We start from the raw sequence: 20,241 nt of genomic DNA, 5'->3' as shown, positions 1-20,241 counted from the left end.
TGCTTCTGTGAGCGTTCACAGTAGAGAAACATTCTGGACACTTGTCAATGGTTGTTGCTGTGCGGTTACTGACTTCGGCTTGTCAGGGTGACGGTGGTTCGTCGAGGGCCAGGCCGGTGCCGGCTATGAAGCCGTCGAGGGTGTCTGGCCGGTACTGAAGGCGCTTGAGCCTGTTGCGTACGAGAGTCTCAAGCCGGTCGAGGGCGACGACGGCGAGGTTGGCCAGGCTGCGTTTGACGTGCGCCCATACCCACTCGACGGGGTTGAGGTCGGGTGAGTAGGCGGGCAGCAGGAACACCGTCAGCCATTCACGCTCGGCGATCAGCTCGCCCATGGCGCGGGAGACGTGGGTGTTCAGCCGGTCCCATACCAGCACGATGGGCGCCTTGACGAGCTGGTGCACGCCGTCGATCAGCGCGATGAAGTCCCGCTCGCCCATGCTGCGACGTCTGCCTTTGCCCGCTCGGTGCGTGCGTAAGCGGTGGCACAGCCGGGTCCGAAAACCGGGCCGCATCGCGATCAGCCCGGCCACCGACAGGCGTCCTGAGCGCCGCCCGCTCACCGTCACGACCGGGGTGCGGCCGCGTCGGCCCCAGGTGCGTCCTTTGGGCGGCCGCCGGGTGAAACCTGCCTCGTCCTCGAAGCAGATGTAGCCCCCGCAGGCCGCCCGGGCTCTTTTACCTCCGCCCAGGTTGCCTCCTTCCACGCGGTCACGGCCTGCTCGTCGCGCTCGGCGACCCGCCGCGCGGGAACCTGCGGACTGAAGCCGAGCCGATGCATCAACCGCGTCGCACCCGAGACGCTGTAGGAGACATGGAACTTCCGGCCGATCAGCGTGGCCACCCTCGCCGCGGTCCACACCTGGTCCTCCACCCATCCATGCGCGGCCGGCCCCTGCTCGAGATACCCGGCGAGCTTCTCCAGGCAGCGCGGTGACAAACGGCACCGCGACCCGCCCGGGCCACGGGAGGCCAGAGCCTCACGACCGCCGTCCCGCCACAGCTGGTGCCACTGGTAGGCCGATTTCAGGCTCACCCGCAGGCGTCTTGCGACTTCCCGCGGCGTGATCTTCTGCTCGAACAGCTCGGCTGCCTGCATCCGTACCGTCTCCCGGCGTTGCCGCCCCGCAGGGGTCAGCCCGCCCCCATCCGCATACCTCACACAGCACGAGATACAGCCACCGCTCCGGGCCCCTCAGGGACTTCGCGAAGATTCACCCTGACGAGCCGAAGTCAGTATGTTGGGCTCAAGCACCGCCGATCCTGTGTGTGCACGTTCCCAAATGATCAACACAATGGGAGAGATCCATGCCGGAGACCACCCCCACGGGCCTCACCAGGCTCGCCTTCGGTGGGGACTACAACCCCGAGCAGTGGCCGGAAACCGTCTGGCAGGAGGACGTCCGGCTGATGCGCGAGGCCGGCGTCACGATGGTGAGCGTCGGGATCTTCTCCTGGGCCCTGCTGGAGACCGAGCGCGGGGTGTACGACTTCGCCTGGCTCGACCGGCTGCTCGACCTCCTCCACGACCACGGCATCCGCGTCGACCTCGGCACCCCCACCGTCGTCCCGCCCGTCTGGTTCTACCGCGAGCACCCCGAGGCGCTGCCCGTGACCGCCGACGGCACCCGCTACGAGTTCGGCTCCCGGGGCGCCATCTGCCACAGCAACGCCGACTACCGCGCCGCCGCCGCGACCATCACCACCAGGCTCGCCGAGCGCTACGCCGGCCACCCGGCGCTCGCCCTGTGGCACGTGCACAACGAGTACGGCGTCCCCGTCTCCGCCTGCTACTGCGACTCCTGCGCCGCGCACTTCCGCCGCTGGCTGGAGCGTGTGTACGGCGACGTCGAGGCGGTCAACGAAGCCTGGGGCACGGCCTTCTGGGGCCAGCACTACACGGACTTCGCGCAGATCAACCCGCCGCGTACGACCCCCACCGTCGGCAACCCCGGCCAGGCACTCGACTACAAGCGGTTCGCCGACGAGACCGTCCGCGAGAACTTCGTCGCCGAGCGGGACATCCTGCACCGCCTCGCCCCCGGCATCCCGGTCACCACCAACTTCATGACCGCGCTCAGCCAGTGCGACTCCATGGACTACTGGGCCTGGGGCCGCGAGGTCGACCTCGTCACCAACGACCACTACCTGATCACCGACGGCCGCCGCACCCACGTCAACCTCGCGATGGCCGCCGACCTCACCCGCTCCGTCGGCGCCGGCGCCCCCTGGCTGCTCCTGGAACACTCCACCTCGGGCATCAACTGGCAGGCCCGCAATCCCGCCAAGGCCCCCGGCCAGATGGCCCGCAACTCGCTCGCCCATGTGGCGCGCGGTTCCGACGGCGCCATGTTCTTCCAGTGGCGGCAGTCCCGGCGCGGCGCCGAGAAGTTCCACTCGGCGATGCTGCCGCAGGCCGGCACCGAGTCGCGCGTGTGGCGCGAGGTCGTCGAACTGGGCGCCTGTCTCGACTCGCTGAGCCAGATCCGCGGCAGCCGGACCGTCGCCGACGTCGCCGTCCTGTGGGACTGGCACTCCTGGTGGGCGCAGAACCTCGCCTGGCGCCCCACCGAGGACCACGACGCCCGCGAACGCGCCGACGCCTTCTACGCGGCCCTCTACGACCGCCACCTCACGGTCGACTTCGCCCACCCGGAAGCCGACCTGTCGGCCTACCCCCTGGTCGTCGTCCCCGCGCTGTACCTGACCACCGAAGCGGCCGGGAACAACCTCGAGGAGTATGTCGACAACGGCGGCACCCTCGTCGTCTCCTGCTTCTCGGGAATCGTCGACGAGCACGACGCCGTCCACGAGGGCCCCTACCCGGGCGCCCTGCGGGACGTGCTCGGCCTGACCATCGAGGAGTTCTCGCCGCTGCAGGCCGGGGAGAGCGTACGGATCACCGGCCCCGACGGCTCCGAGCTGACCGGCGACGTGTGGACGGAGTTCGTGGTGCCGCGCGGCGCCGACCCCGTGTGGACGTACGCCGACGGCCTCACCGCCGGCCGGCCCGCCGTCACCCGCCACCGGCTCGGCGAGGGCTCCGCCTGGTACGTGTCGACCCGTCTCGACGCGCACGGCCTGGACGCGCTGCTCGGCTGGGCCGCCGACGACGCGGGCCTCGCGCCCCGCGGCGACCTGCCGCGCGACGTCGAAGTGGTGCGCCGCGCGGGGGAGTCGGGCGACTTCCTCTTCGCCATCAACCACACCGCGGCCGACACGAAGGTGCCGCTCGACACCGAGGGCACCGAACTCCTCACCGGCGAACGGACGGCGGGCCATCTCGCCGTCCCCGCCGGCGGCGTCCGGGTCGTACGCCTCGACCACTGATCACCGCGTACGATCCGACGCCCGCCACCCCCCCCCCGAACACCGGCCGGATCTCTGGGGACTTCCGGCCGGTACCGGCGGCGCCGCGCCCACGGCCTTCGGGTGCGGCGCCGCCACGGCACCGTGCAACCAGGTCCCCACCTTCGTCGAAGGGACGACGATGTTCCACGCGAGACGCGCCCTCCGGGCCCTGCTCATACCGCTGTTCGCAGGTCTGGCACTGACCACCCTGCCCGCCGGCCCGGCAGCCGCGGCCTCCACCCTCACCAACGGGGGCTTCGAGTCCGACGGCACCGGGACCGCGACACCGGCCGGCTGGTCGACCTATTCGGCGACCGGGCAGAACTCCGCCTCCTTCACCGAGTCCGGTGGCCACGGCGGCAGTTACCGCCTCAGCCACTGGTCGGCCTCGGCCTACAAGGTGGAGACCTACCAGTACCTGTCCGGCCTGACCAACGGCACCTACAAGCTCACCGCCTGGGTGCGTTCCGGCGGCGGCCAGAACTCCGCGTACCTCGCGCTGAAGAACTGCGGCAGCGCCGAACAGCGCACCGACATCCCGGTCTCCTCCAGCGGCTGGATCCGGATCGTCACCTCCATCGCGGTGACGAACAACCAGTGCACCATCAGCGTCAACTCCGACGCAGGCGCGGGCAACTGGCTCAACGTCGACGACCTGACCTTCACGTCCGGCTCGACCGGCCTGTCCATCAAGGGCTCCGACGTGTCCTCCCTCGTCAAGAGCGAGGCCAGGGGCGGGGTCTACAAGAACAGCTCCGGCACCACCGGCGACGCGCTCGCCATCCTGAAGAACGCCGGTCAGAACTACGCCCGCCTCAAGGTCTGGGTGAACCCGGCCGACGGCTACAACAACAAGGCGCGCGTGCTGGCCGCCGCCAAGCGCGTCAAGGCGCAGGGCATGAAGCTGCTGGTCGACTTCCACTACTCGGACACCTGGGCCGACCCGGGCGCCCAGACCGTGCCGTCCGCGTGGGCCGGGCACAGCTACAGCCAGTTGAAGGCGGACGTCTACAACCACACCCACGACGTCCTCAGCGCCCTGAAGTCCCAGGGCACCACCGCCGACATGGTCCAGGTGGGCAACGAGATCAACGGCGGCATGCTCTGGTCCGCCGGCTCCACCTCCAACTGGCCGCAGCTCGCCGGACTGCTCAACTCCGGCTACGACGCGGTCAAGGCGGTCAACTCCGGCACCCGGGTGGCGCTGCACCTCGCCAAGGGCGGCGACCTGTCCGGCACCCGCTGGTGGTTCGACAACGCCGTGTCCAACGGCGTCAGGTTCGACGTCATCGGGCTGTCGTACTACGGCTACTGGCACGGCACGCTGGCCGACTTCCAGACCACGCTGGACGACGCGGCCGCCCGGTACGGCAAGCCGGTGTACCTGGCCGAGACGGCCTACCCGTTCCGGCTGGACAGCAAGGACGCGCACGAGAACATCATCGACCTGCCGAGCGAGCTGGTCGCCGGCTACCCGGCCACGACCGCCGGCCAGACCCGGTGGATGAAGGACGTCGCGAGCATCGTCGAGGCCGTCCCGAACGGCCGTGGCCTCGGGATCTTCTACTGGGAGTCGACGTGGACCGCCGTCGCGGGCAACGGATGGGACCCGACGGACGCGGGCTCCGGCAACGGGTGGGAGAACCAGGCCCTGTTCGGGTACGACGACAGGGCGCTCCCGGCGATGGCCTGGTTCGGTCACCGGTAGGGGACCGGCGCTGAGTCCAGGGCCGCACGTCCCGGCGTGCGGCCCTTCGGGTGTTCAGCAGGCTGCCGTCCCAGGAAGTCGTGCAGCGAGCCGGTCAGGGCGGTCACGAAGGCGTCCCGGACCGGCTCCGGCACCCGGTCCAGGGAGAGGTACGGGTTGAGGTCCTCCAGCTCGACCAGGAGCAGGTCGCCCTCCCGGGTGCGGCAGGCGTCCACCCGCTGGATGCCGTGGTCGAGGGTGTTCCAGTCGATGAACCGCCGGGCGAAGGCGAGGTCGGCCGCCGAGGCCGTGTAGGGCTCCAGGACCCAGCGCCGGGCGGGGTCCGGCGCGTACAGGGCGTACTGGAAGGTGTCGTCGACGTAGTAGAAGGAGACCTCGTAGCGGAAGTCGACGCGGGGCTGGACCAGGTCGTCGCCCCAGGTCAGATCCGTGAGTTCGGCACCGGTCAGGAAGCGCAGGCCGATCGAGTCCGCGCCGGTCCTCGGCTTCACCGCGTAGGTGTCGGTCTCGGGCAGCCGTCCCAGGCCCTCGGCCCTGTCGACGGTGGGGACGACCGGGTACCCGGCCTCCGTCAGGTCCACCAGGTACTGCTTGCCGGTCATGTCGGCCCGGCCGGTCAGCGGGTTGTAGACGGGGGTGCCGAGCGCCTTCGCCCGAGCGCGGAAGGCGTCGTACGCCTCCGGGTGGTGCAGGACGGGCCCGCTGTTGCGGACCACGGCCGCGTCGAAGCCGTCCAGCAGGGCCGCGGCGTCCAGCGGGTGGCACAGGGCGAGGTCGAAGTCCGCGCGCAGCCGGGAGGTGAGGAAGACGTCCTCGTCGCCGTAACGCCGCCCGCGGGCCGGATACGCGAGGTCGGTGACGTACAGCAGGCGGGGGCGGGCGGGCACGGCGGTCTCCCTGGTCGGTGACGGCCAACCTAACCCGAGGTCATGGGGTGCGGCCCGGCCGCCTGCCAGGATGGACCGGCGCGGGCAGCGGGCGGACGACCAGGAGGCGGACATGACAGGCGGGGCGGGCAGGACGGGCGCACGGGGCGCCGCACTCACGGCGGCGGCCTTCGTCGGGATCGGCGGGCGCGGACCCGAGGACGTGATCGCCGACGAGCGCGGACGGGTGCTGACCGGTGTCGAGGACGGGCGCGTCCTGCGGGTGGACGGGCTCGCGGAACCGGGGCGGGCGCGGGTCGAGACGGTCGCCGACACGGGCGGCAGGCCGCTCGGCCTCGAACTCCTCCCGGACGGTGATCTGTTGGTGTGCGACGCCGAGCGGGGACTGCTGCGGGTCACGGCCGGCGACGGCACGGTCCGGGTGCTCGCCGACGAGGCGGGCGGCGAGCGGCTGCGGTTCTGCAGCAACGTCGTGGCGCTTTCCGACGGGACCGTGTACTTCACCGTCTCCAGCCGTCGGTACCCCCTCCACCACTGGATCGGCGACATCGTCGAACACACCGGGACCGGGCGGCTGCTGCGCCTGGCGCCGGGGGAGCCGACGCCCGAAGTGGTCCTGGAGGGGCTCCAGTTCGCCAACGGTCTCGCGGCCTCCGCCGACGAGTCCTTCCTCGTCGTCGCGGAGACGGGTGCCCGGCGGCTGACGCGCGTCCACCTCGCCGGGGCACGGGCGGGCACGAGCGAGCCCTTCGCCGAGGATCTGCCGGGTACGCCCGAAAACATGTGGCGCGGCCCCGACGGGCTGATGTGGGTGGCGTTGGCGGGACCGCGCATCGGCGCCCTCGACCGGCTGCACCGCGCGAGCCCCGCCGTGCGGCGGGCGGCGGGCCGGGTCGCGGTACGGGCGCCGTTCCGGCCTCTCGGCTTCGCCGGGGTCGTCGCGGTCGACGACCGGGGAGACATCGCCCACACCCTCATCGACCGCCGGTCCCGCTTCCGTATGGTCACCGCCGCCTGTGTGGTCGACGGCCGGCTGATCCTCGGGAGCCTGTGGGAGCGAGGCGTCGCGGTGTGCGAGCTGCCGCCGGTGGCGGTGTGACGACAGGCCCCGGAGAGGAACGTCGTGGCCCGGGGGTGCGCCCGGGCACCGGCCGGGTGCGCGGCGGAGCACGGCCGCGTTACGCTGGCGACCGGCCGCGATCCCTCGCGGCGCGGCGGTGGGGCCCGCCGTACCCGAACCGCGGCACCGGTGCCGACAACGGTCCCTGCTTGCGACGGAGCGCGCCCGGCGGACGCCGGGCCCCGGCGAGTAGGAGAGACGCACAGCCATGTCGGCCCCCCACCCCGAACCCGAAGCCCCTTCGCCGGGCGCGACCGAACCCGCGCTGTCCCCCGACGCCCCCGTGGCCGATCCGCCCCGGCCCGCGCGATGGCACGGACAGGCGCCCGTGGTCGCGGTCGTGGCGGCCGGCGGTGGCATCGGCGCGACGGCACGCTACGGCGCCTCCCTCCTGTGGCCCACGGGAGCGGCCGGCTTCCCCTGGACCACGTTCTGGGTGAACGTCGCCGGCTGCTTCGTGATCGGCCTCTTCATGGTCGTGATCACGGAGGGACGGCCCGCCCACCGGCTCGTGCGGCCCTTCTTCGGCACGGGCGTCCTCGGCGGCTTCACCACGTTCTCGACGTACGCCGTCGACATCCAGCGCCTGATGGAGGAGGACCGTCCCGGTACCGCCCTCGCCTATCTCGCCGCGACCCTCCTCGCCGCCCTGGCGGCAGTCTGGCTCGCGACGGCGACGGCCCGCCGGCTGCTGCGGGCCGGGCCTGCCGCCCTGACCCGGACCGAACCGGACCCGGCAACCCGCGAGAAAGGTAAGAGGTCGTCGTGAACTGGGTGCTCGTCATCGTCGGCGGCATGGTCGGCGCGCCCCTGCGCTACCTCACCGACCGCGCCGTGCAGTCCCGGCACGCCACCGCCTTCCCGTGGGGGACGCTCGCCGTCAACGTCACCGGATCCCTGGTCCTCGGCACCCTCACCGGCGCCGTCGCCGCCGGTGCTGCAGGCTCCCACCTGCAACTTCTGCTCGGCACCGGACTGTGCGGGGCGCTCACCACGTACTCGACCTTCTCGTACGAGACCCTGCGGCTGGCCCAGGACGGCGCCCGTGTGCCCGCCGTCGCCAACGTGGTCGCGAGCGTGACGGCGGGCCTGGGCGCCGTCGCCGTGGGACTCGCGGTGGCACGGGCCCTCTGGGGCTGAGCGCGGCCCTTACCCGGCCGTAGTACGACTGCCTCCCCGGCGCGATCACGGTCGCCGTGAGCCGTGGCGGTCACACCTCAGCCATGCGCCCCCCGGCCATGTCCTCGCCGAGCAGAACTGGACCCCATGAGCACCATCAGCGTCGGTCAGGCCGTCGTCCTCGGAGCGGTGGAGGGCGTGACGGAATTCCTGCCGGTGTCCTCCACCGGCCATCTGAAGATCACCGAAGGTCTCATGGGGATCCAGGTCGACGACAGGGCCGTCGTCGGGTTCTCGGCGGTGATCCAGGTCGGCGCGATCGCCGCGGTGCTCGTCTACTTCCGCAAGGACATCGCGCGGATCGGTTCCGCCTGGTTCCGGGGGCTCCTCCACGCGGGGGAGCGGCAGGACCGCGACTACCGGTTCGCCTGGTGGGTGATCGCCGCGACGGTCCCGATCGTGCTGGTGGGGCTGGCCGCCCGGTCGCTCATCGAGGGGCCGCTCGCCTCGCTGTGGGTGGTGGCCGGTTCGCTGATCGTCGGCAGCGGTGTGATGTGGGTCGCGGAACAGGTGGGCCGCCGCCGACGCGCGGAGGAGGACACCCGGTTCAGGGACGCGATGCTCGTCGGAGGTTCGCAGATCCTCGCCCTGCTCTTCCCCGGTTTCTCCCGCTCCGGCGCCACCATGTCCACCGCGCTGCTGCTCGACCTCGACCGGGTCGCGGCCACCCGGCTCTCGTTCTTCCTGGGCATTCCGGCCCTGACCGGCGCGGGGATCTACGAGTTGAAGGACGCCCTCGGCGCGGGGGTGGGCGCCGCCCCGCTGATCGCGGGAACGGCCGTCTCCTTCGTGGTCGCCTACGGCTCGGTCGCCTGGCTGCTGAAGTTCGTGACCAGGCATTCCTTCAACGTGTTCATCGGCTACCGGATCGTCGTCGGGGTTCTCCTCCTCGGACTGCTCGCCGCGGGCGGGCTGAGCTGACCGGCTCGAAGATCGAATTCCTGACCTCTTGACAGCCCCCTCCCGTCACCCGCAGGATCACCCCCGTGAACCTGTCAGACAGCCAGACAGGTGGCTCGGCACCCCGGCGCGTCAGCGCCATGGAAGCGGTGCTCACCCACCTCCGCGACGCCATCGAGCGCGGCAAGTACGCCATCGGCGACAAGCTCCCCTCGGAGGCGGAGCTGTGCCGGCAGCTCGAAGTGAGCCGTCCGGTCCTGCGCGAGGCGCTGCGGGCCCTGCAGGTGATGGGCCTGACCCAGTCCCGCACCGGCAAGGGCACCTTCGTGATCTCCAGCGCCGTCGAGGACCCCACCTTCGGCGACTTCACGGCCAGCGACCTGCTGGAGGTGCGCCGCCACGTGGAGATCCCGGTCGCCGGGTACGCGGCGGTTCGCCGCACCCCGGAGAACCTGGACCACCTGGCCCATCTGCTGGACCGGATGGAGCGGGAGACCGACACCACGGCGTGGGTCGCGATGGACTCCCTCTTCCACCTGGCCGTGGCCGAGGCCGCCCAGAACCCGGTGTTCCGCCGGGTCATCGAGGAGATCCGGGACGCGCTGGCCCGCCAGTCGGCCTTCCTCAACGAACTGGGCGGACGGCGCGAGCAGTCCAACCGTGAACACCGGGCCATCGTCGAGGCGCTGATCGACGGTTCCGAACACGACGCGGTGGAGGCCATGTCCCACCACCTCGACCGCGTCGAGACCACCCTCACCGACATCGTGCGTTCCCCGCGCACGGAGAGTTCCACGGAAGGCGGACCCGAGGCGTGAGCGAGCAGTCCCTCGAGAAGGACGACGTGAAGGCCGGGCAGTCGCCGGCCCACGTCGACGCCGGAGACGCCGGCTACAGCAAGTCCCTGAAGTCCCGCCACGTCAACATGATCGCCATCGGCGGAGCGATCGGCACCGGCCTGTTCCTCGGCGCCGGCGGCCGCCTCGCCGACGCCGGGCCGTCCCTCTTCATCGCCTACGCGGTCTGCGGAGTCTTCGCCTTCCTCGTCGTCCGCGCCCTCGGCGAACTGGTCCTGTACCGGCCCTCCTCCGGTGCCTTCGTGTCCTACGCCCGGGAGTTCCTCGGCGAGAAGGGCGCCTACACGGCCGGCTGGATGTACTTCCTGAACTGGGCCACCACCGGTATCGCCGACATCACCGCGGTCGCCCTGTACACCCACTACTGGGGCATGTTCTCCGACATCCCCCAGTGGGTGATCGCGCTGATCGCGCTCGGGGTCGTCCTCGCCGTGAACCTGATCTCTGTGAAGATGTTCGGCGAACTGGAGTTCTGGTTCGCGATCATCAAGGTCGGTGCGCTGGTCACCTTCATGCTGATCGGCATCTTCCTGCTGGTCACCCAGCAGCCCGTCGACGGCCACACCCCCGGCCCGTCCCTGATCACCGACAACGGCGGCATCTTCCCCAACGGTCTGCTGCCCATGCTGCTGATCATCCAGGGTGTCGTCTTCGCCTACGCCTCCGTCGAACTGGTCGGCGTCGCCGCCGGTGAGACCGAGAACCCCGAGAAGATCATGCCGAAGGCGATCAACTCGATCATGTGGCGTGTCGGCCTGTTCTACGTCGGCTCCGTCCTGCTGCTTGCGATGCTGCTGCCCTGGTCCTCGTACAAGGCGGGCGAGAGCCCCTTCGTCACGGTGCTCTCCAACATCGGCGTCCCCGCGGCCGGCGGCATCATGAACCTGGTCGTGATGACAGCGGCCATGTCCTCGCTCAACTCGGGTCTGTACTCCACCGGCCGCATCCTGCGCTCGATGGCGATGGCGGGCTCCGCCCCGAAGTTCACCGGCGTGATGAGCCGCAACCAGGTCCCCTACGGCGGCATCCTGCTCACCAGCGGTATCTGTGTGCTCGGTGTCGGACTGAACTTCGTGGTCCCGGCCGACGCGTTCGAGATCGTGCTCAACTTCGCCGCCATCGGCATCATCTGCACCTGGGGCATGATCATGATCTGTCACCTGGTGTTCTGGCAGAAGACCGAGAAGGGCGAGCTGACCCGGCCGAGCTACCGGCTGCCGGGCTCCCCGTGGACCGAACTGGTGACTCTCTTCTTCCTCGCGTCGGTCCTGGTCCTGATGTACGCGGACGGCGGCGCGGGCCGCACGACCGTACTGTGCCTCCCCCTCATCGTGCTGGCGCTGATCGCGGGGTGGTTCGGCGTCCGTCGCCGGGTCGCCCAGCAGTCGGCCGGAGTGAAGAAGTGATCCACGCAGTGACGTACGACCCCACGACCACCGGCGCCGCGGCGATCCCTGCGGCTCCGGTGGCCGCGGCCCCCGTGATCCGGGAACCGCTCCACGCCCCCGTCGCCCACCTCGTACGCGGAGGTGTCATCGAGGGTGTCCACCACGGCTCGGTCGTGGTGCTGGGCGCCGACGGGGAGGTGGAACTCCAACTCGGCGACATCGAGGCGGCGTTCTACCCCCGGTCGGCGCTCAAGCCGGTCCAGGCCGTGGCGATGCTGCGCGCCGGACTGCCGCTGGACGGCGCACTGCTGTCCCTGACCGCGGCCAGCCACTCCGGCGAGGAACGCCACCTCGCCGGAGCCCGGCAGATCCTTCAGCTGGCCGGGGCGAGCGAGGACGACCTGCGCAACGTCACCGACATGCCCTTCGACCCGGCGGTCCGGGACCAGTGGATACGCGAGGGGAGGCAGCCCTCCCGTCTCGCGCAGAACTGCTCGGGCAAGCACGCGGCCATGCTCTACACCTGCCGGCTCAACGGCTGGTCGTTCGACGACTACCTCGACCCGGCCCACCCGTTGCAGCAGGCCATCGCGGAGATCGTCGAGGACCTCACCGGGCAGGCCGTCGCCCGGGTGACCGTCGACGGCTGCGGCGCCCCCCTCTTCTCCGTCTCCCTGCACGGCCTGGCCCGTGCCCTCGCTCGGATCACCACCGCCGCCGAGGGCACCCCCGAGCGCACGGTCGCCGACGCCGTGCGCGCCCACGCCGAGATGGCGTCCGGCGCCGGGCGCGACGTGGCCGAGCTGATGCGGGCCGTGCCCGGACTGCTCACCAAGGACGGCTTCGAGGGCGTCCAGGTCGCCGCCCTCCCCGACGGCCGGGCCGTCGCCGTCAAGATCGCCGACGGCGCGAACCGGGCGCGGGTGCCGGTGACGGCCGCCGCGCTCGTGTGGGCCGGGGTCGACCCCGAGGCTCTCGCCGCGTTCTCCGGTGAGGCGTTGCTCGGGGGCGGGCGGGAGGTCGGGCGGGTCGGCGTGGTGCGGGCGCTGGATCCGTTGCCGCGACTGCCCTGACCGTCGGGTGGGTTGTCGACTGCCGGCCCGGTGGGGCTTCTCGCGCAGTTCCCCGCGCCCCTGAAAGCCCAGGCCCTGCGGGCCTGAAAGACCAGGCCGGCCGGCGTGGCCCTGAAAGGCGGCCGGCGTCGGGCCTGAAAAGCGGTGGGCGCAGCCCCGGCTTTTCAGGGGCGCGGGGAACCGCGCGACCAGCCCCCACGCACCCGCACCCCACCATGGCCCCCCATCAACCACCACCCACCCGCACAGCACCAAGGAAAGGCCCACCCCGCCATGACCGCCGCAGCCACCCGCAGCGAACACGACCTCCTCGGAGACCGTGACGTCCCCGGCGACGCGTACTGGGGCGTGCACACCCTGCGCGCCACGGAGAACTTCCCCGTCACCGGCACCCCGATCTCCGCCTATCCGCACCTGATCGACGCCCTGGCCGCCGTGAAGGAGGCCGCCGCCCGCGCCAACGAGGAACTCGGCCTGCTCGCCCCCGACAAGACCGCCGCGATCGTCGAGGCCTGCCGGGAGATCCGTGACGGCAAGCTGCACGACCAGTTCGTCGTGGACGTGATCCAGGGCGGCGCGGGCACCTCCACCAACATGAACGCCAACGAGGTGATCGCCAACCGGGCGCTGGAGCTCCTGGGCCACGCGAAGGGCGAGTACCGGCATCTGCACCCCAACGAGGACGTCAACCTCGGCCAGTCCACCAACGACGTCTACCCCACCGCCGTGAAGGTCGCGACCGTCTACGCCGTGCACGAGCTGCTCAGGGCGATGGCGGTGCTCCAGGACTCCTTCGCCCGCAAGGCGGTCGAGTTCCGTGACGTGCTGAAGATGGGACGCACCCAGCTCCAGGACGCGGTGCCCATGACGCTGGGCCAGGAGTTCTCCGCGTACGCGGTGATGCTGGACGAGGACCGCAGCCGTCTCGCGGAGGCCGTGGAACTGGTCCACGAGATCAACCTCGGCGCCACCGCCATCGGCACGGGCCTCAACGCCCCCGCCGGATACGCCGAGTCGGCCCGCCGCCACCTCGCGGCGATCACCGGGCTGCCGCTGGTGACGGCCGCCAACCTGGTGGAGGCCACCCAGGACTGCGGCGCGTTCGTGCAGATGTCGGGTGTGCTCAAGCGGGTCGCCGTGAAGCTGTCGAAGACCTGCAACGACCTGCGGCTGCTCTCCTCGGGGCCGCGCGCGGGCCTGAACGAGATCAACCTGCCGCCGGTGCAGGCCGGTTCGTCGATCATGCCCGGCAAGGTCAACCCGGTGATCCCCGAGGTCGTCAACCAGGTCGCCTTCGAGGTGATCGGCAACGACGTCACCATCACCCTGGCCGCCGAGGCCGGACAGCTCCAGCTCAACGCCTTCGAACCGATCATCCTGCATTCCCTGTCGGAGTCCCTCACCCATCTGCGGGCCGCCTGCCTGACCCTGGCCGAGCGGTGCGTGGACGGCATCACCGCCAACACCGAGGCGCTGCGGGCCAGCGTGGAGAACTCCATCGGCCTGGTGACCGCCCTCAACCCCTACATCGGCTACTCGGCGGCCACCGACATCGCCAAGGAGGCCCTCGCCACCGGCCGGGGCGTGGCCGAACTCGTCCAGGAGAAGGGGCTGCTGCCCGCCGAACGGCTCCGGGAGCTGCTGCGGCCCGAGGTGCTCGCGGGCAGCGGCGGGCCCCTCGGCTGATGGGATCGCCCACCTACCAGGCGGTCCTGGAACGCATCGCCGAGGAGGTCGAGAGGACTCCGGGCCGGGGCCGGCCGGCCGACTACATCCCCGCGCTCGCGGCGGTCGACCCGCGCCGCTTCGGCATGGCCGTCGCCGAGCCGGACGGCACGGTGTACGGCGTGGGGGACTGGCGCGAGCCGTTCTCCACGCAGTCCATCACCAAGGTCTTCACCCTCGCCCTCGACCTGGCCCGCGAGGGTGACGCCCTCTGGGAGCACGTGGGCCGCGAGCCCTCCGGCAACCCCTTCAACTCCCTGGTCCAGCTGGAGTACGAGAGCGGCATCCCGCGCAACCCGTTCATCAACGCGGGTGCCCTCGTCGTCACCGACCGCCTGCACACCCGTACCGGCGACGCGGCCGGTGAACTGCTCTCCTTCCTGCGGTCGGAGAGCGGCAACCCGGACCTCGGCTTCGACGCGGAGATCGCCGCCTCCGAAACGGCCCACGGGGACCGCAACGCGGCCCTCGCCCACTTCATGGCCTCGTACGGCAACATCGACAACCCCGTACCGGTCCTCCTCGACCAGTACTTCCGGCAGTGCTCCCTCACCGCCTCCTGCGCCGACCTGGCCCTCGCGACCACCTTCCTGGCCCGCCACGGAGTCCGCGCCGACGGCACCCGGCTGCTCACGCGAAGCCAGGCCAAACAGGTCAACGCGGTCATGCTCACCTGCGGGACCTACGACGCGGCGGGCGAGTTCGCCTACCGCGTCGGTCTGCCCGGCAAGAGCGGCGTGGGCGGCGGCATCATCGCCGTCGTACCGGGCCGTTGCGGACTGTGCGTGTGGAGTCCGGGACTGGACGAGCGGGGCAACTCGGTGGCGGGCGTGGCAGCGCTGGACCGGTTCACGACCCTGACGGGACTGTCCGTCTTCTGATCCCCGGCCGGTCACCGCCGTCCCCGCCGGGACGGCGGTGACCGCACCTGGTCACGTCCCGGTACCCGGCAGGAAGGCGCCCTGTCGCCCGCGCGCCACCCTGCCTCGCCACGCTGACCGGGTGCCGGCCATCGCCTTCCCCGTCGACCTCCGCCGCTGCCGGGCCATCGGCCTCGCCGGAACCGCCTTCCTGGCCCTCGGAGGCGAGACCGCCGGCGCCCTGCCGGTGCGTGACCTGCTCACGCCCACCTCCGGGCGCGGCGCGCTGGGTCTGGTCGCCGTCTACTTCGGGGTCGTCCTGCTGACCGCTGCCTGGGCGCTGCTGGGGAAGGTGATCCGCGGCCCCGAGCCGCCGGCGCCCCGGGCCCTCCTCCTCGTCCTGGCCGTCTGGGCGGCGCCCCTGCTGCTCGCGCCGCCGCTGTTCAGCCGGGACGTCTACAGCTATCTCGCCCAGGGCGCCATGGTCGACGCGCACATCGACGTCTCTCTGCACGGCCCCGCCCGGCTCGGCGGGCCGCTCGCCGACGAGGTGGCCCCGATGTGGCGGCACACCGCGGCCCCGTACGGCCCGGTCTTCCTCGCCGTCGCCTCCGGGCTGTCCGGCCTCACCGAGGGGCGGGTCCCGGCCGGGCTGATCGGCATGCGGCTGATCGCGCTGCTCGGGGTGGCCCTGATGGCCGTGGCGCTGCCCCGCCTGGCCCGGTACGGCGGAGCCGACCCGGCCGTCGCCCTCTGGCTGGGCGCGCTCAATCCGCTGGTGCTGCTGCACCTGGTGGCGGGGGCCCACAACGACGCGCTGATGCTGGGACTGCTGGGCATCGGGCTGGTGTGGGCGCGAGGCCGGCCGTACCTCCTCGGCGTCGTCCTCGTCACCCTCGCCGCGCTGGTCAAGGCCCCCGCCGTGCTCGGCCTGGTGGCGGTGGTCGTGGCGCGGGGCCGAACCGGACGGGTGCGCACGACCGCCGCGACCCTGGCCGTCGCGACGGCCACCACGGTGGCCGTCACCGCCCTGACCGGCACGGGATACGGCTGGATCGCCGCCCTGCGCACCCCGGTGTCCCCGGGGAACTGGTCACCCGCCAGCGTCCTCGGCCGCGCGACCGGCACCCTGCTCCACGACCTCGGCAGCGACCTGGCCCCCCTCGCCCTCCCGGCCTGGCGCGCGGCCGGGCTCCTGCTGACCCTCGCCGTCGTGCTGTTCGTCTGGCTCCGGCTGAGACCCGGCCCGGTGTACGCGACCGGCCTCAGCCTGGCCGCCGTGGCCGCGCTCGGCCCCGCGATCCGCCCCTGGTACGCCCTGTGGGGGCTGTTCCTCATCGCCGCGGCCGCCCGGGACACCTCCGTGCAGCGCCGGGCCGTGGCCGTCAGCGGGGTGCTGGCGCTCGTCGTCCTGCCGAGCGGCTACCCGGCGGACACCGAGCAGATCGTGCTGGCGGGGTGCGGGGCGGTGCTCGCGGTGGTGGTGCTGTGGCAGGCCGAACTGGGCTCCCGCGCGCAGGTCCTCGGGAGTAGGGCATGAGCGGGCCGCCACCGGGGCGCCGCGGGCCGTGCGCCGACCGCGCCCGTGTCCTCCTGGTCCTCGCCCTGGCCGCCGCCGTCACCGTGTTCACCGCGACCGTCCCGCTGCTGCGGGACTGGTTCGACCTGCGCGTCTACCACGGCGCGATCGACTCGTGGGTCCACCACGACGGCCGTCTCTACGACTATGTGGTGCCGGGCACGACGTACGGATTCACCTATCCGCCGTTCGCGGCCGTCGCCATGCTGCCGATGGCGCTGACCGGCCTGCCCACCGCGATCGCGCTGTGCCTGGCACTGAACCTGACGGCGCTCGCGGCCGTCCTGTACGTGCTGGCCGGCCCGCCGCCGCGCCGCTTCGGCTGGTTCGGCGCCTCGCACGTCCTCTGCGCGCTCGCTCTGTTCGAACCGCTGCGCGACACCTTCAGCTTCGGCCAGGTGAACCTCCTGCTGCTCGCCCTGGTGCTCGCCGACGCCCGGCTGCTGGCCACCGGCCGGGACCGCCGGGCGGGTGTCGGCATCGGTCTCGCGGCGGCGGTCAAACTGACACCCGCGATCTTCATCGTTCTGCTGCTGCTCGCCCGGCGGTGGCGGGCCGCCGGGCTCGCGACCGCCGTCGCCGCGGCCGCCACCGCGGCGGCGGCCTGGATCGCCCCGGCCGCCTCGCGCTTCTACTGGACCGAGGCCGTGTGGGACACCGGCCGTATCGGCCGCCTGGACTACGTCTCCAACCAGTCGCTGCAGGGGGTCCTGGCCCGGCTCGCGGCCCCGCACGAACCGAGCAGGGCCGTCTGGGCGCTCCTCGTGCTGGTGGTGCTGTGCGTGTGGGCGTGGCGGGCCCGTGCGGCGGTGCGCGCCGAGGACTGGACGGCCGCGTTCGCCCTGACCGGGCTGACCGCGTGTCTGGTCAGCCCGGTCACCTGGGTGCACCATCTGGTCTGGCTGCTGCCGTCCTTCGCCGTCCTGCTGCGACAGCGCCGGATGCTGCCGCTCACGGTGGCGCTCTACACCGTGCTGTGCAGCAGCGTCGTGTGGCTCTGGGTCGACGACGCCTCAGGCCCCGGCGGCCTCGTCGGCGGCAACGCCTATGTGTGGATCACGCTCGGACTCCTGCTGTGGCTGCCGGCCGGTCAGCCGTGGGTGGGCCGGCGGCGCATGAGCCGCAGCGCCAGTGCCACGGCCGCCGCGCCGCAGCCGGCCGCACCGGCGACCGCGCCCACCAGCGGCAGGCCGGGCGAGGTGGCCGCCTCCTTCTCCGGGCGGACGGGCGATCCCCCGGGGCCGGCCTGAGGAGCCGCCGCCGGGCGGGGCGGCAGCAGCGACCCGACGGCGTCGACGTGACCGGCGGCCCGGAACCCCCAGTCGAGAAGGGAGCGCGCCTCCTCGTACACGGCGTGGCCGCCGCCCGACTCCGGCCGCATCACCGTCACGACGAGGGTGCGGCCGCCCCGCTTCGCGGCGGCGATCAGGGTGTTGCCCGCGTTGGTCGTGTAGCCGTTCTTGACGCCGACCAACCCGGGATAGCGCTCGACCCCGGCGCCGGTGAGCAGCCGGTTGGTGTTCTGGATGCCGTACGACCAGCCGCCCGCCGGGAACTTCGCGGTGGCCGTGGCGCAGTACCCGGCGAACTCCGCGTTGCGCAGCCCGGCCCGCCCGAACACCGCCAGGTCGAACGCGGAGGACACCTGGCCGGGCGCGTCGTAGCCGTCGGGCGAGACGACACGGGTGTCCCGCGCGCCCAGGGCGCGGGCCTTCGCCTGCATCTGCTCGGCGGTGACTTTCCAGCCGCCGTTGAGGGAGGCGAGCACGCGTACGGCGTCGTTGCCCGAACTGAGGAAGACCCCGCGCCACAGGTCGGCGACGGTGTACGTGCTGTTCTCCTTGATGCCGACCAGGCTGCTGCCGGCGCCGATGCCCGCGAGCTCCTCGCTCTTGACGGTGTGTCGCAGTCCCGCCGGCAGCCCCGGCAGCACGGTCAGGGCGAACAGGGTCTTCAGTGTGCTCGCCGGCGGCAGTCTGCGGTGCGCGTCGTGCGCGGCCAGCACCTCGCCGCTGCCGGCGTCCGCCACGAGCCACGACCGCGCGGAGATGTCCTGCGGGGTCCGGGGTGCTCCGGCCCGCGGTCGCACCTGGGTCCCCTGCCGGAACAGCGGCGACGGCTCCTGCGTGGCCTTGGCGTCCTGCCGGCCCGTCCCGGCCGGGTGCCCGGCCCCTTCCGGGTTCGTCACGGCGGCCAGGGTCCCGAGCGCGCAGACGGCGGAGCAGCAGACGACGAGGCGGGCGACCCGGCGGGCGACTCGGGGGACGCGGGATGGGAATCCGATGGTCATATCGCAAACGTAGGAAGAGGCGGGTCCCGGTCCGGGATGCCAGGGCCGAGCGCCCGGATCGAGCACCCGGATGCCTCATGTCGTGCCGCCGGAAGTCAGGAGGCCGGCAGCGTGGGCTGCACCTGCCGCAGGAAGGCCGCGTTGTCGGGGGTGGCGCGCAGCCGCTCCAGGAGGGTTTCGAGGTTCGCCTGTCCCTCGCGCGATCGCAGGGCCCGCCGCAGCCCTCGTACGGCCGTCGACTCGGCCGGTGCCAGCAGGAGTTCCTCACGGCGGGTGCCGGACGGGGTGATGTCGACGGCGGGGAAGACCCGCCGGTCCGCCAGGGCGCGGTCGAGGCGCAGTTCCATGTTGCCGGTGCTCTTGAGCTCCTCGAAGAAGAAGTCGTCGGCCCGGGACCCGGTCTCCACCAGGGCGGTGGCGAGGATGGTGAGGGAACCGGCTTCCTCGGTCAGCCGGGCGGCGCCGAACAGCCGCTTGGGGCCGTGCAGGGCGGCGGCGTCGACACCGCCGCTGAGCGTGCGGCCACCGGCGGCGGCAGCGTTGTTGTGGGCCCGGCACAACCTGGTCAGGGAGTCCAGCAGGATCACGACGTCCTCGCCCTGTTCGACGAGCCGCTTGGCGCGCTCCACGACGAGTTCGGCGAGCGCGATGTGCTGCTTGGGGGACCGGTCGAACGTGGACGCGTACACCTCGCCCCGCACGGAGCGCCGCATGTCGGTCACCTCCTCGGGCCGTTCGTCGAGGAGCACCACCATCAGGCGGGCCTGCGGGTGGTTGGCGGCGATGGCGGCGGCCACCTGCTGGAGCAGCACCGTCTTGCCTGTCTTGGGCGGGGCGACGATCAGTCCCCGCTGCCCTTTGCCGACGGGGGCCAGGAGGTCGACCAGACGGCCCGTCAGGCCGCTGGCCGGGTGTTCGAGCCGCAGCCGCTCGCGCGGGTGCAGCGGGGTGAGGTCGTGGAAGTGCGGGCGCCGGCCCAGTTCCTGAGGCGTACGGCCGTTGATCCGTTCGACCCCGGTGAGGGCGCGCCCGCCGTCGCGTACGCCTTCGACGGTGTCGCCCTTGCGCAACCCGTACCTGCGGATCAGCGCGGCGGGGACCTGGGGGTCGGCGGGGGAGGGCAGGCAGCCGTCGACGCGCAGGTGTCCCTGCCCGCCCTGCGCGGTCTCCAGGACGCCGGTGACCCGGGCGGGAGGCTGTCGATCGGTGGAAGCGCGTTCGAGTGTGGTGCTGGTCATGAGTGAGGTCCTTTCGAGGACGGGTGGAAACGTGTGAGGGAAGGGGGAGAGGCACACACCCGGGGTACGGCCGAGCCGTGCACGGCC

Annotated in this window: 17 protein-coding genes and 1 pseudogene; 13 read left to right on the top strand and 5 right to left on the bottom strand. The window is 72.1% G+C overall.

Translation table 11 applies throughout. The annotated features are described in order from the left end of the window. Positions 1-82: 82 nt before the first annotated feature. Complete coding sequence (locus ACFU5F_RS32895; protein ID WP_383895302.1) at positions 83-649, bottom strand: transposase; 567 nt, start codon at positions 647-649, stop codon at positions 83-85. Beyond that, complete coding sequence (locus tag ACFU5F_RS32890; protein ID WP_383895299.1) at positions 565-1,137, bottom strand: winged helix-turn-helix domain-containing protein; 573 nt, start codon at positions 1,135-1,137, stop codon at positions 565-567. The genes ACFU5F_RS32895 and ACFU5F_RS32890 overlap by 85 nt, the downstream gene beginning before the upstream one ends. 170 nt (positions 1,138-1,307) lie before the next feature. Here ACFU5F_RS32890 and ACFU5F_RS32885 point away from each other — a divergent pair, with 170 nt between their 5' ends. Next, positions 1,308-3,329: a beta-galactosidase gene (locus ACFU5F_RS32885; protein WP_383895260.1), complete on the top strand. Its 2,022-nt coding sequence runs from the start codon at positions 1,308-1,310 to the stop codon at positions 3,327-3,329. A gap of 160 nt (positions 3,330-3,489) precedes the next feature. Continuing rightward, positions 3,490-5,058, top strand: a complete 1,569-nt coding sequence (locus ACFU5F_RS32880; RefSeq protein WP_383895257.1) for an arabinogalactan endo-beta-1,4-galactanase — start codon at positions 3,490-3,492, stop codon at positions 5,056-5,058. Here the strand turns inward: ACFU5F_RS32880 and ACFU5F_RS32875 are convergent. Continuing rightward, positions 5,049-5,945 (bottom strand): hypothetical protein, encoded by an 897-nt coding sequence (locus tag ACFU5F_RS32875; protein ID WP_383895254.1) that lies wholly within the window; start codon positions 5,943-5,945, stop codon positions 5,049-5,051. The two genes, ACFU5F_RS32880 and ACFU5F_RS32875, sit on opposite strands and share 10 nt — an antisense overlap. Before the next feature lie 112 nt (positions 5,946-6,057). On the opposite strand from ACFU5F_RS32875, the gene ACFU5F_RS32870 reads away from it, so the two are divergent. The 11 genes and pseudogenes from ACFU5F_RS32870 to ACFU5F_RS32820 form a co-directional block, all read left to right on the top strand. Then, on the top strand, positions 6,058-7,044 hold the full coding sequence (locus tag ACFU5F_RS32870; protein WP_383895251.1) for an SMP-30/gluconolactonase/LRE family protein: 987 nt from the start codon (positions 6,058-6,060) through the stop codon (positions 7,042-7,044). A gap of 229 nt (positions 7,045-7,273) precedes the next feature. Continuing rightward, positions 7,274-7,834 carry a fluoride efflux transporter CrcB gene (crcB, locus tag ACFU5F_RS32865; protein ID WP_383895248.1) on the top strand — a complete coding sequence of 187 codons (561 nt, stop codon included), beginning with the start codon at positions 7,274-7,276 and terminating at the stop codon, positions 7,832-7,834. Beyond that, positions 7,831-8,205, top strand: coding sequence for a fluoride efflux transporter CrcB (gene crcB / locus ACFU5F_RS32860; RefSeq protein WP_383895245.1), 375 nt, complete (start codon positions 7,831-7,833; stop codon positions 8,203-8,205). Before crcB (ACFU5F_RS32865) ends, crcB (ACFU5F_RS32860) begins: the two co-directional genes overlap by 4 nt. A gap of 126 nt (positions 8,206-8,331) precedes the next feature. Next, positions 8,332-9,165: an undecaprenyl-diphosphate phosphatase gene (locus ACFU5F_RS32855; RefSeq protein ID WP_383895242.1), complete on the top strand. Its 834-nt coding sequence runs from the start codon at positions 8,332-8,334 to the stop codon at positions 9,163-9,165. A gap of 65 nt (positions 9,166-9,230) precedes the next feature. Further along, the gene (locus tag ACFU5F_RS32850; protein WP_383895240.1) at positions 9,231-9,962 is read left to right on the top strand and encodes a FadR/GntR family transcriptional regulator; all 732 of its coding nucleotides are present in this window, start codon (positions 9,231-9,233) and stop codon (positions 9,960-9,962) included. After that, positions 9,959-11,407, top strand: coding sequence for an amino acid permease (locus tag ACFU5F_RS32845; protein WP_383895237.1), 1,449 nt, complete (start codon positions 9,959-9,961; stop codon positions 11,405-11,407). The genes ACFU5F_RS32850 and ACFU5F_RS32845 overlap by 4 nt, the downstream gene beginning before the upstream one ends. Positions 11,408-11,415: 8 nt before the next feature. Next, the gene (locus tag ACFU5F_RS32840; protein ID WP_383895296.1) at positions 11,416-12,462 is read left to right on the top strand and encodes an asparaginase; all 1,047 of its coding nucleotides are present in this window, start codon (positions 11,416-11,418) and stop codon (positions 12,460-12,462) included. Between the two features lie 273 nt (positions 12,463-12,735). After that, entirely contained in the window at positions 12,736-14,148 is a 1,413-nt protein-coding gene (gene aspA / locus ACFU5F_RS32835) for an aspartate ammonia-lyase (RefSeq protein WP_383895234.1), read from the top strand. Then, on the top strand, positions 14,148-15,068 hold the full coding sequence (locus tag ACFU5F_RS32830) for a glutaminase (protein WP_383895231.1): 921 nt from the start codon (positions 14,148-14,150) through the stop codon (positions 15,066-15,068). Before aspA ends, ACFU5F_RS32830 begins: the two co-directional genes overlap by 1 nt. A 130-nt stretch (positions 15,069-15,198) precedes the next feature. Continuing rightward, on the top strand, positions 15,199-16,587 hold the full coding sequence (gene mptB / locus ACFU5F_RS32825) for a polyprenol phosphomannose-dependent alpha 1,6 mannosyltransferase MptB (RefSeq protein ID WP_383895293.1): 1,389 nt from the start codon (positions 15,199-15,201) through the stop codon (positions 16,585-16,587). Beyond that, positions 16,584-17,441 (top strand): annotated as a pseudogene (locus ACFU5F_RS32820) (glycosyltransferase family 87 protein); the annotation flags it as partial. The gene mptB and the pseudogene ACFU5F_RS32820, both read left to right, overlap by 4 nt. A gap of 275 nt (positions 17,442-17,716) precedes the next feature. On the opposite strand, the gene ACFU5F_RS32815 reads toward ACFU5F_RS32820, so the two are convergent. Beyond that, complete coding sequence (locus ACFU5F_RS32815) at positions 17,717-18,916, bottom strand: D-alanyl-D-alanine carboxypeptidase family protein (protein ID WP_383895229.1); 1,200 nt, start codon at positions 18,914-18,916, stop codon at positions 17,717-17,719. A gap of 95 nt (positions 18,917-19,011) precedes the next feature. Continuing rightward, positions 19,012-20,154, bottom strand: coding sequence for a transcription termination factor Rho (gene rho / locus ACFU5F_RS32810; protein ID WP_383895227.1), 1,143 nt, complete (start codon positions 20,152-20,154; stop codon positions 19,012-19,014). Positions 20,155-20,241 lie beyond the last annotated feature (87 nt).

The organism is Streptomyces sp. NPDC057438 (assembly GCF_042802995.1).
Classification (GTDB): Bacteria; Actinomycetota; Actinomycetes; order Streptomycetales; family Streptomycetaceae; genus Streptomyces.
Note: the sequence above shows the minus strand (reverse complement) of the source record. Positions and strands in the feature narration are given on the sequence as shown.

What these genes read in the sequence shown, in the direction of transcription:
- ACFU5F_RS32885 (WP_383895260.1), top strand. Translation starts at nt 1,308, where the DNA reads ATGCCGGAGACCACCCCCACGGGCCTCACCAGGCTCGCCTTCGGTGGG.
- ACFU5F_RS32880 (WP_383895257.1), top strand. Translation starts at nt 3,490, where the DNA reads ATGTTCCACGCGAGACGCGCCCTCCGGGCCCTGCTCATACCGCTGTTC.
- ACFU5F_RS32870 (WP_383895251.1), top strand. Translation starts at nt 6,058, where the DNA reads ATGACAGGCGGGGCGGGCAGGACGGGCGCACGGGGCGCCGCACTCACG.
- crcB (WP_383895248.1), top strand. Translation starts at nt 7,274, where the DNA reads ATGTCGGCCCCCCACCCCGAACCCGAAGCCCCTTCGCCGGGCGCGACC.
- ACFU5F_RS32855 (WP_383895242.1), top strand. Translation starts at nt 8,332, where the DNA reads ATGAGCACCATCAGCGTCGGTCAGGCCGTCGTCCTCGGAGCGGTGGAG.
- aspA (WP_383895234.1), top strand. Translation starts at nt 12,736, where the DNA reads ATGACCGCCGCAGCCACCCGCAGCGAACACGACCTCCTCGGAGACCGT.
- ACFU5F_RS32830 (WP_383895231.1), top strand. Translation starts at nt 14,148, where the DNA reads ATGGGATCGCCCACCTACCAGGCGGTCCTGGAACGCATCGCCGAGGAG.
- ACFU5F_RS32815 (WP_383895229.1), bottom strand. Translation starts at nt 18,916, where the DNA reads ATGACCATCGGATTCCCATCCCGCGTCCCCCGAGTCGCCCGCCGGGTC.
- rho (WP_383895227.1), bottom strand. Translation starts at nt 20,154, where the DNA reads ATGACCAGCACCACACTCGAACGCGCTTCCACCGATCGACAGCCTCCC.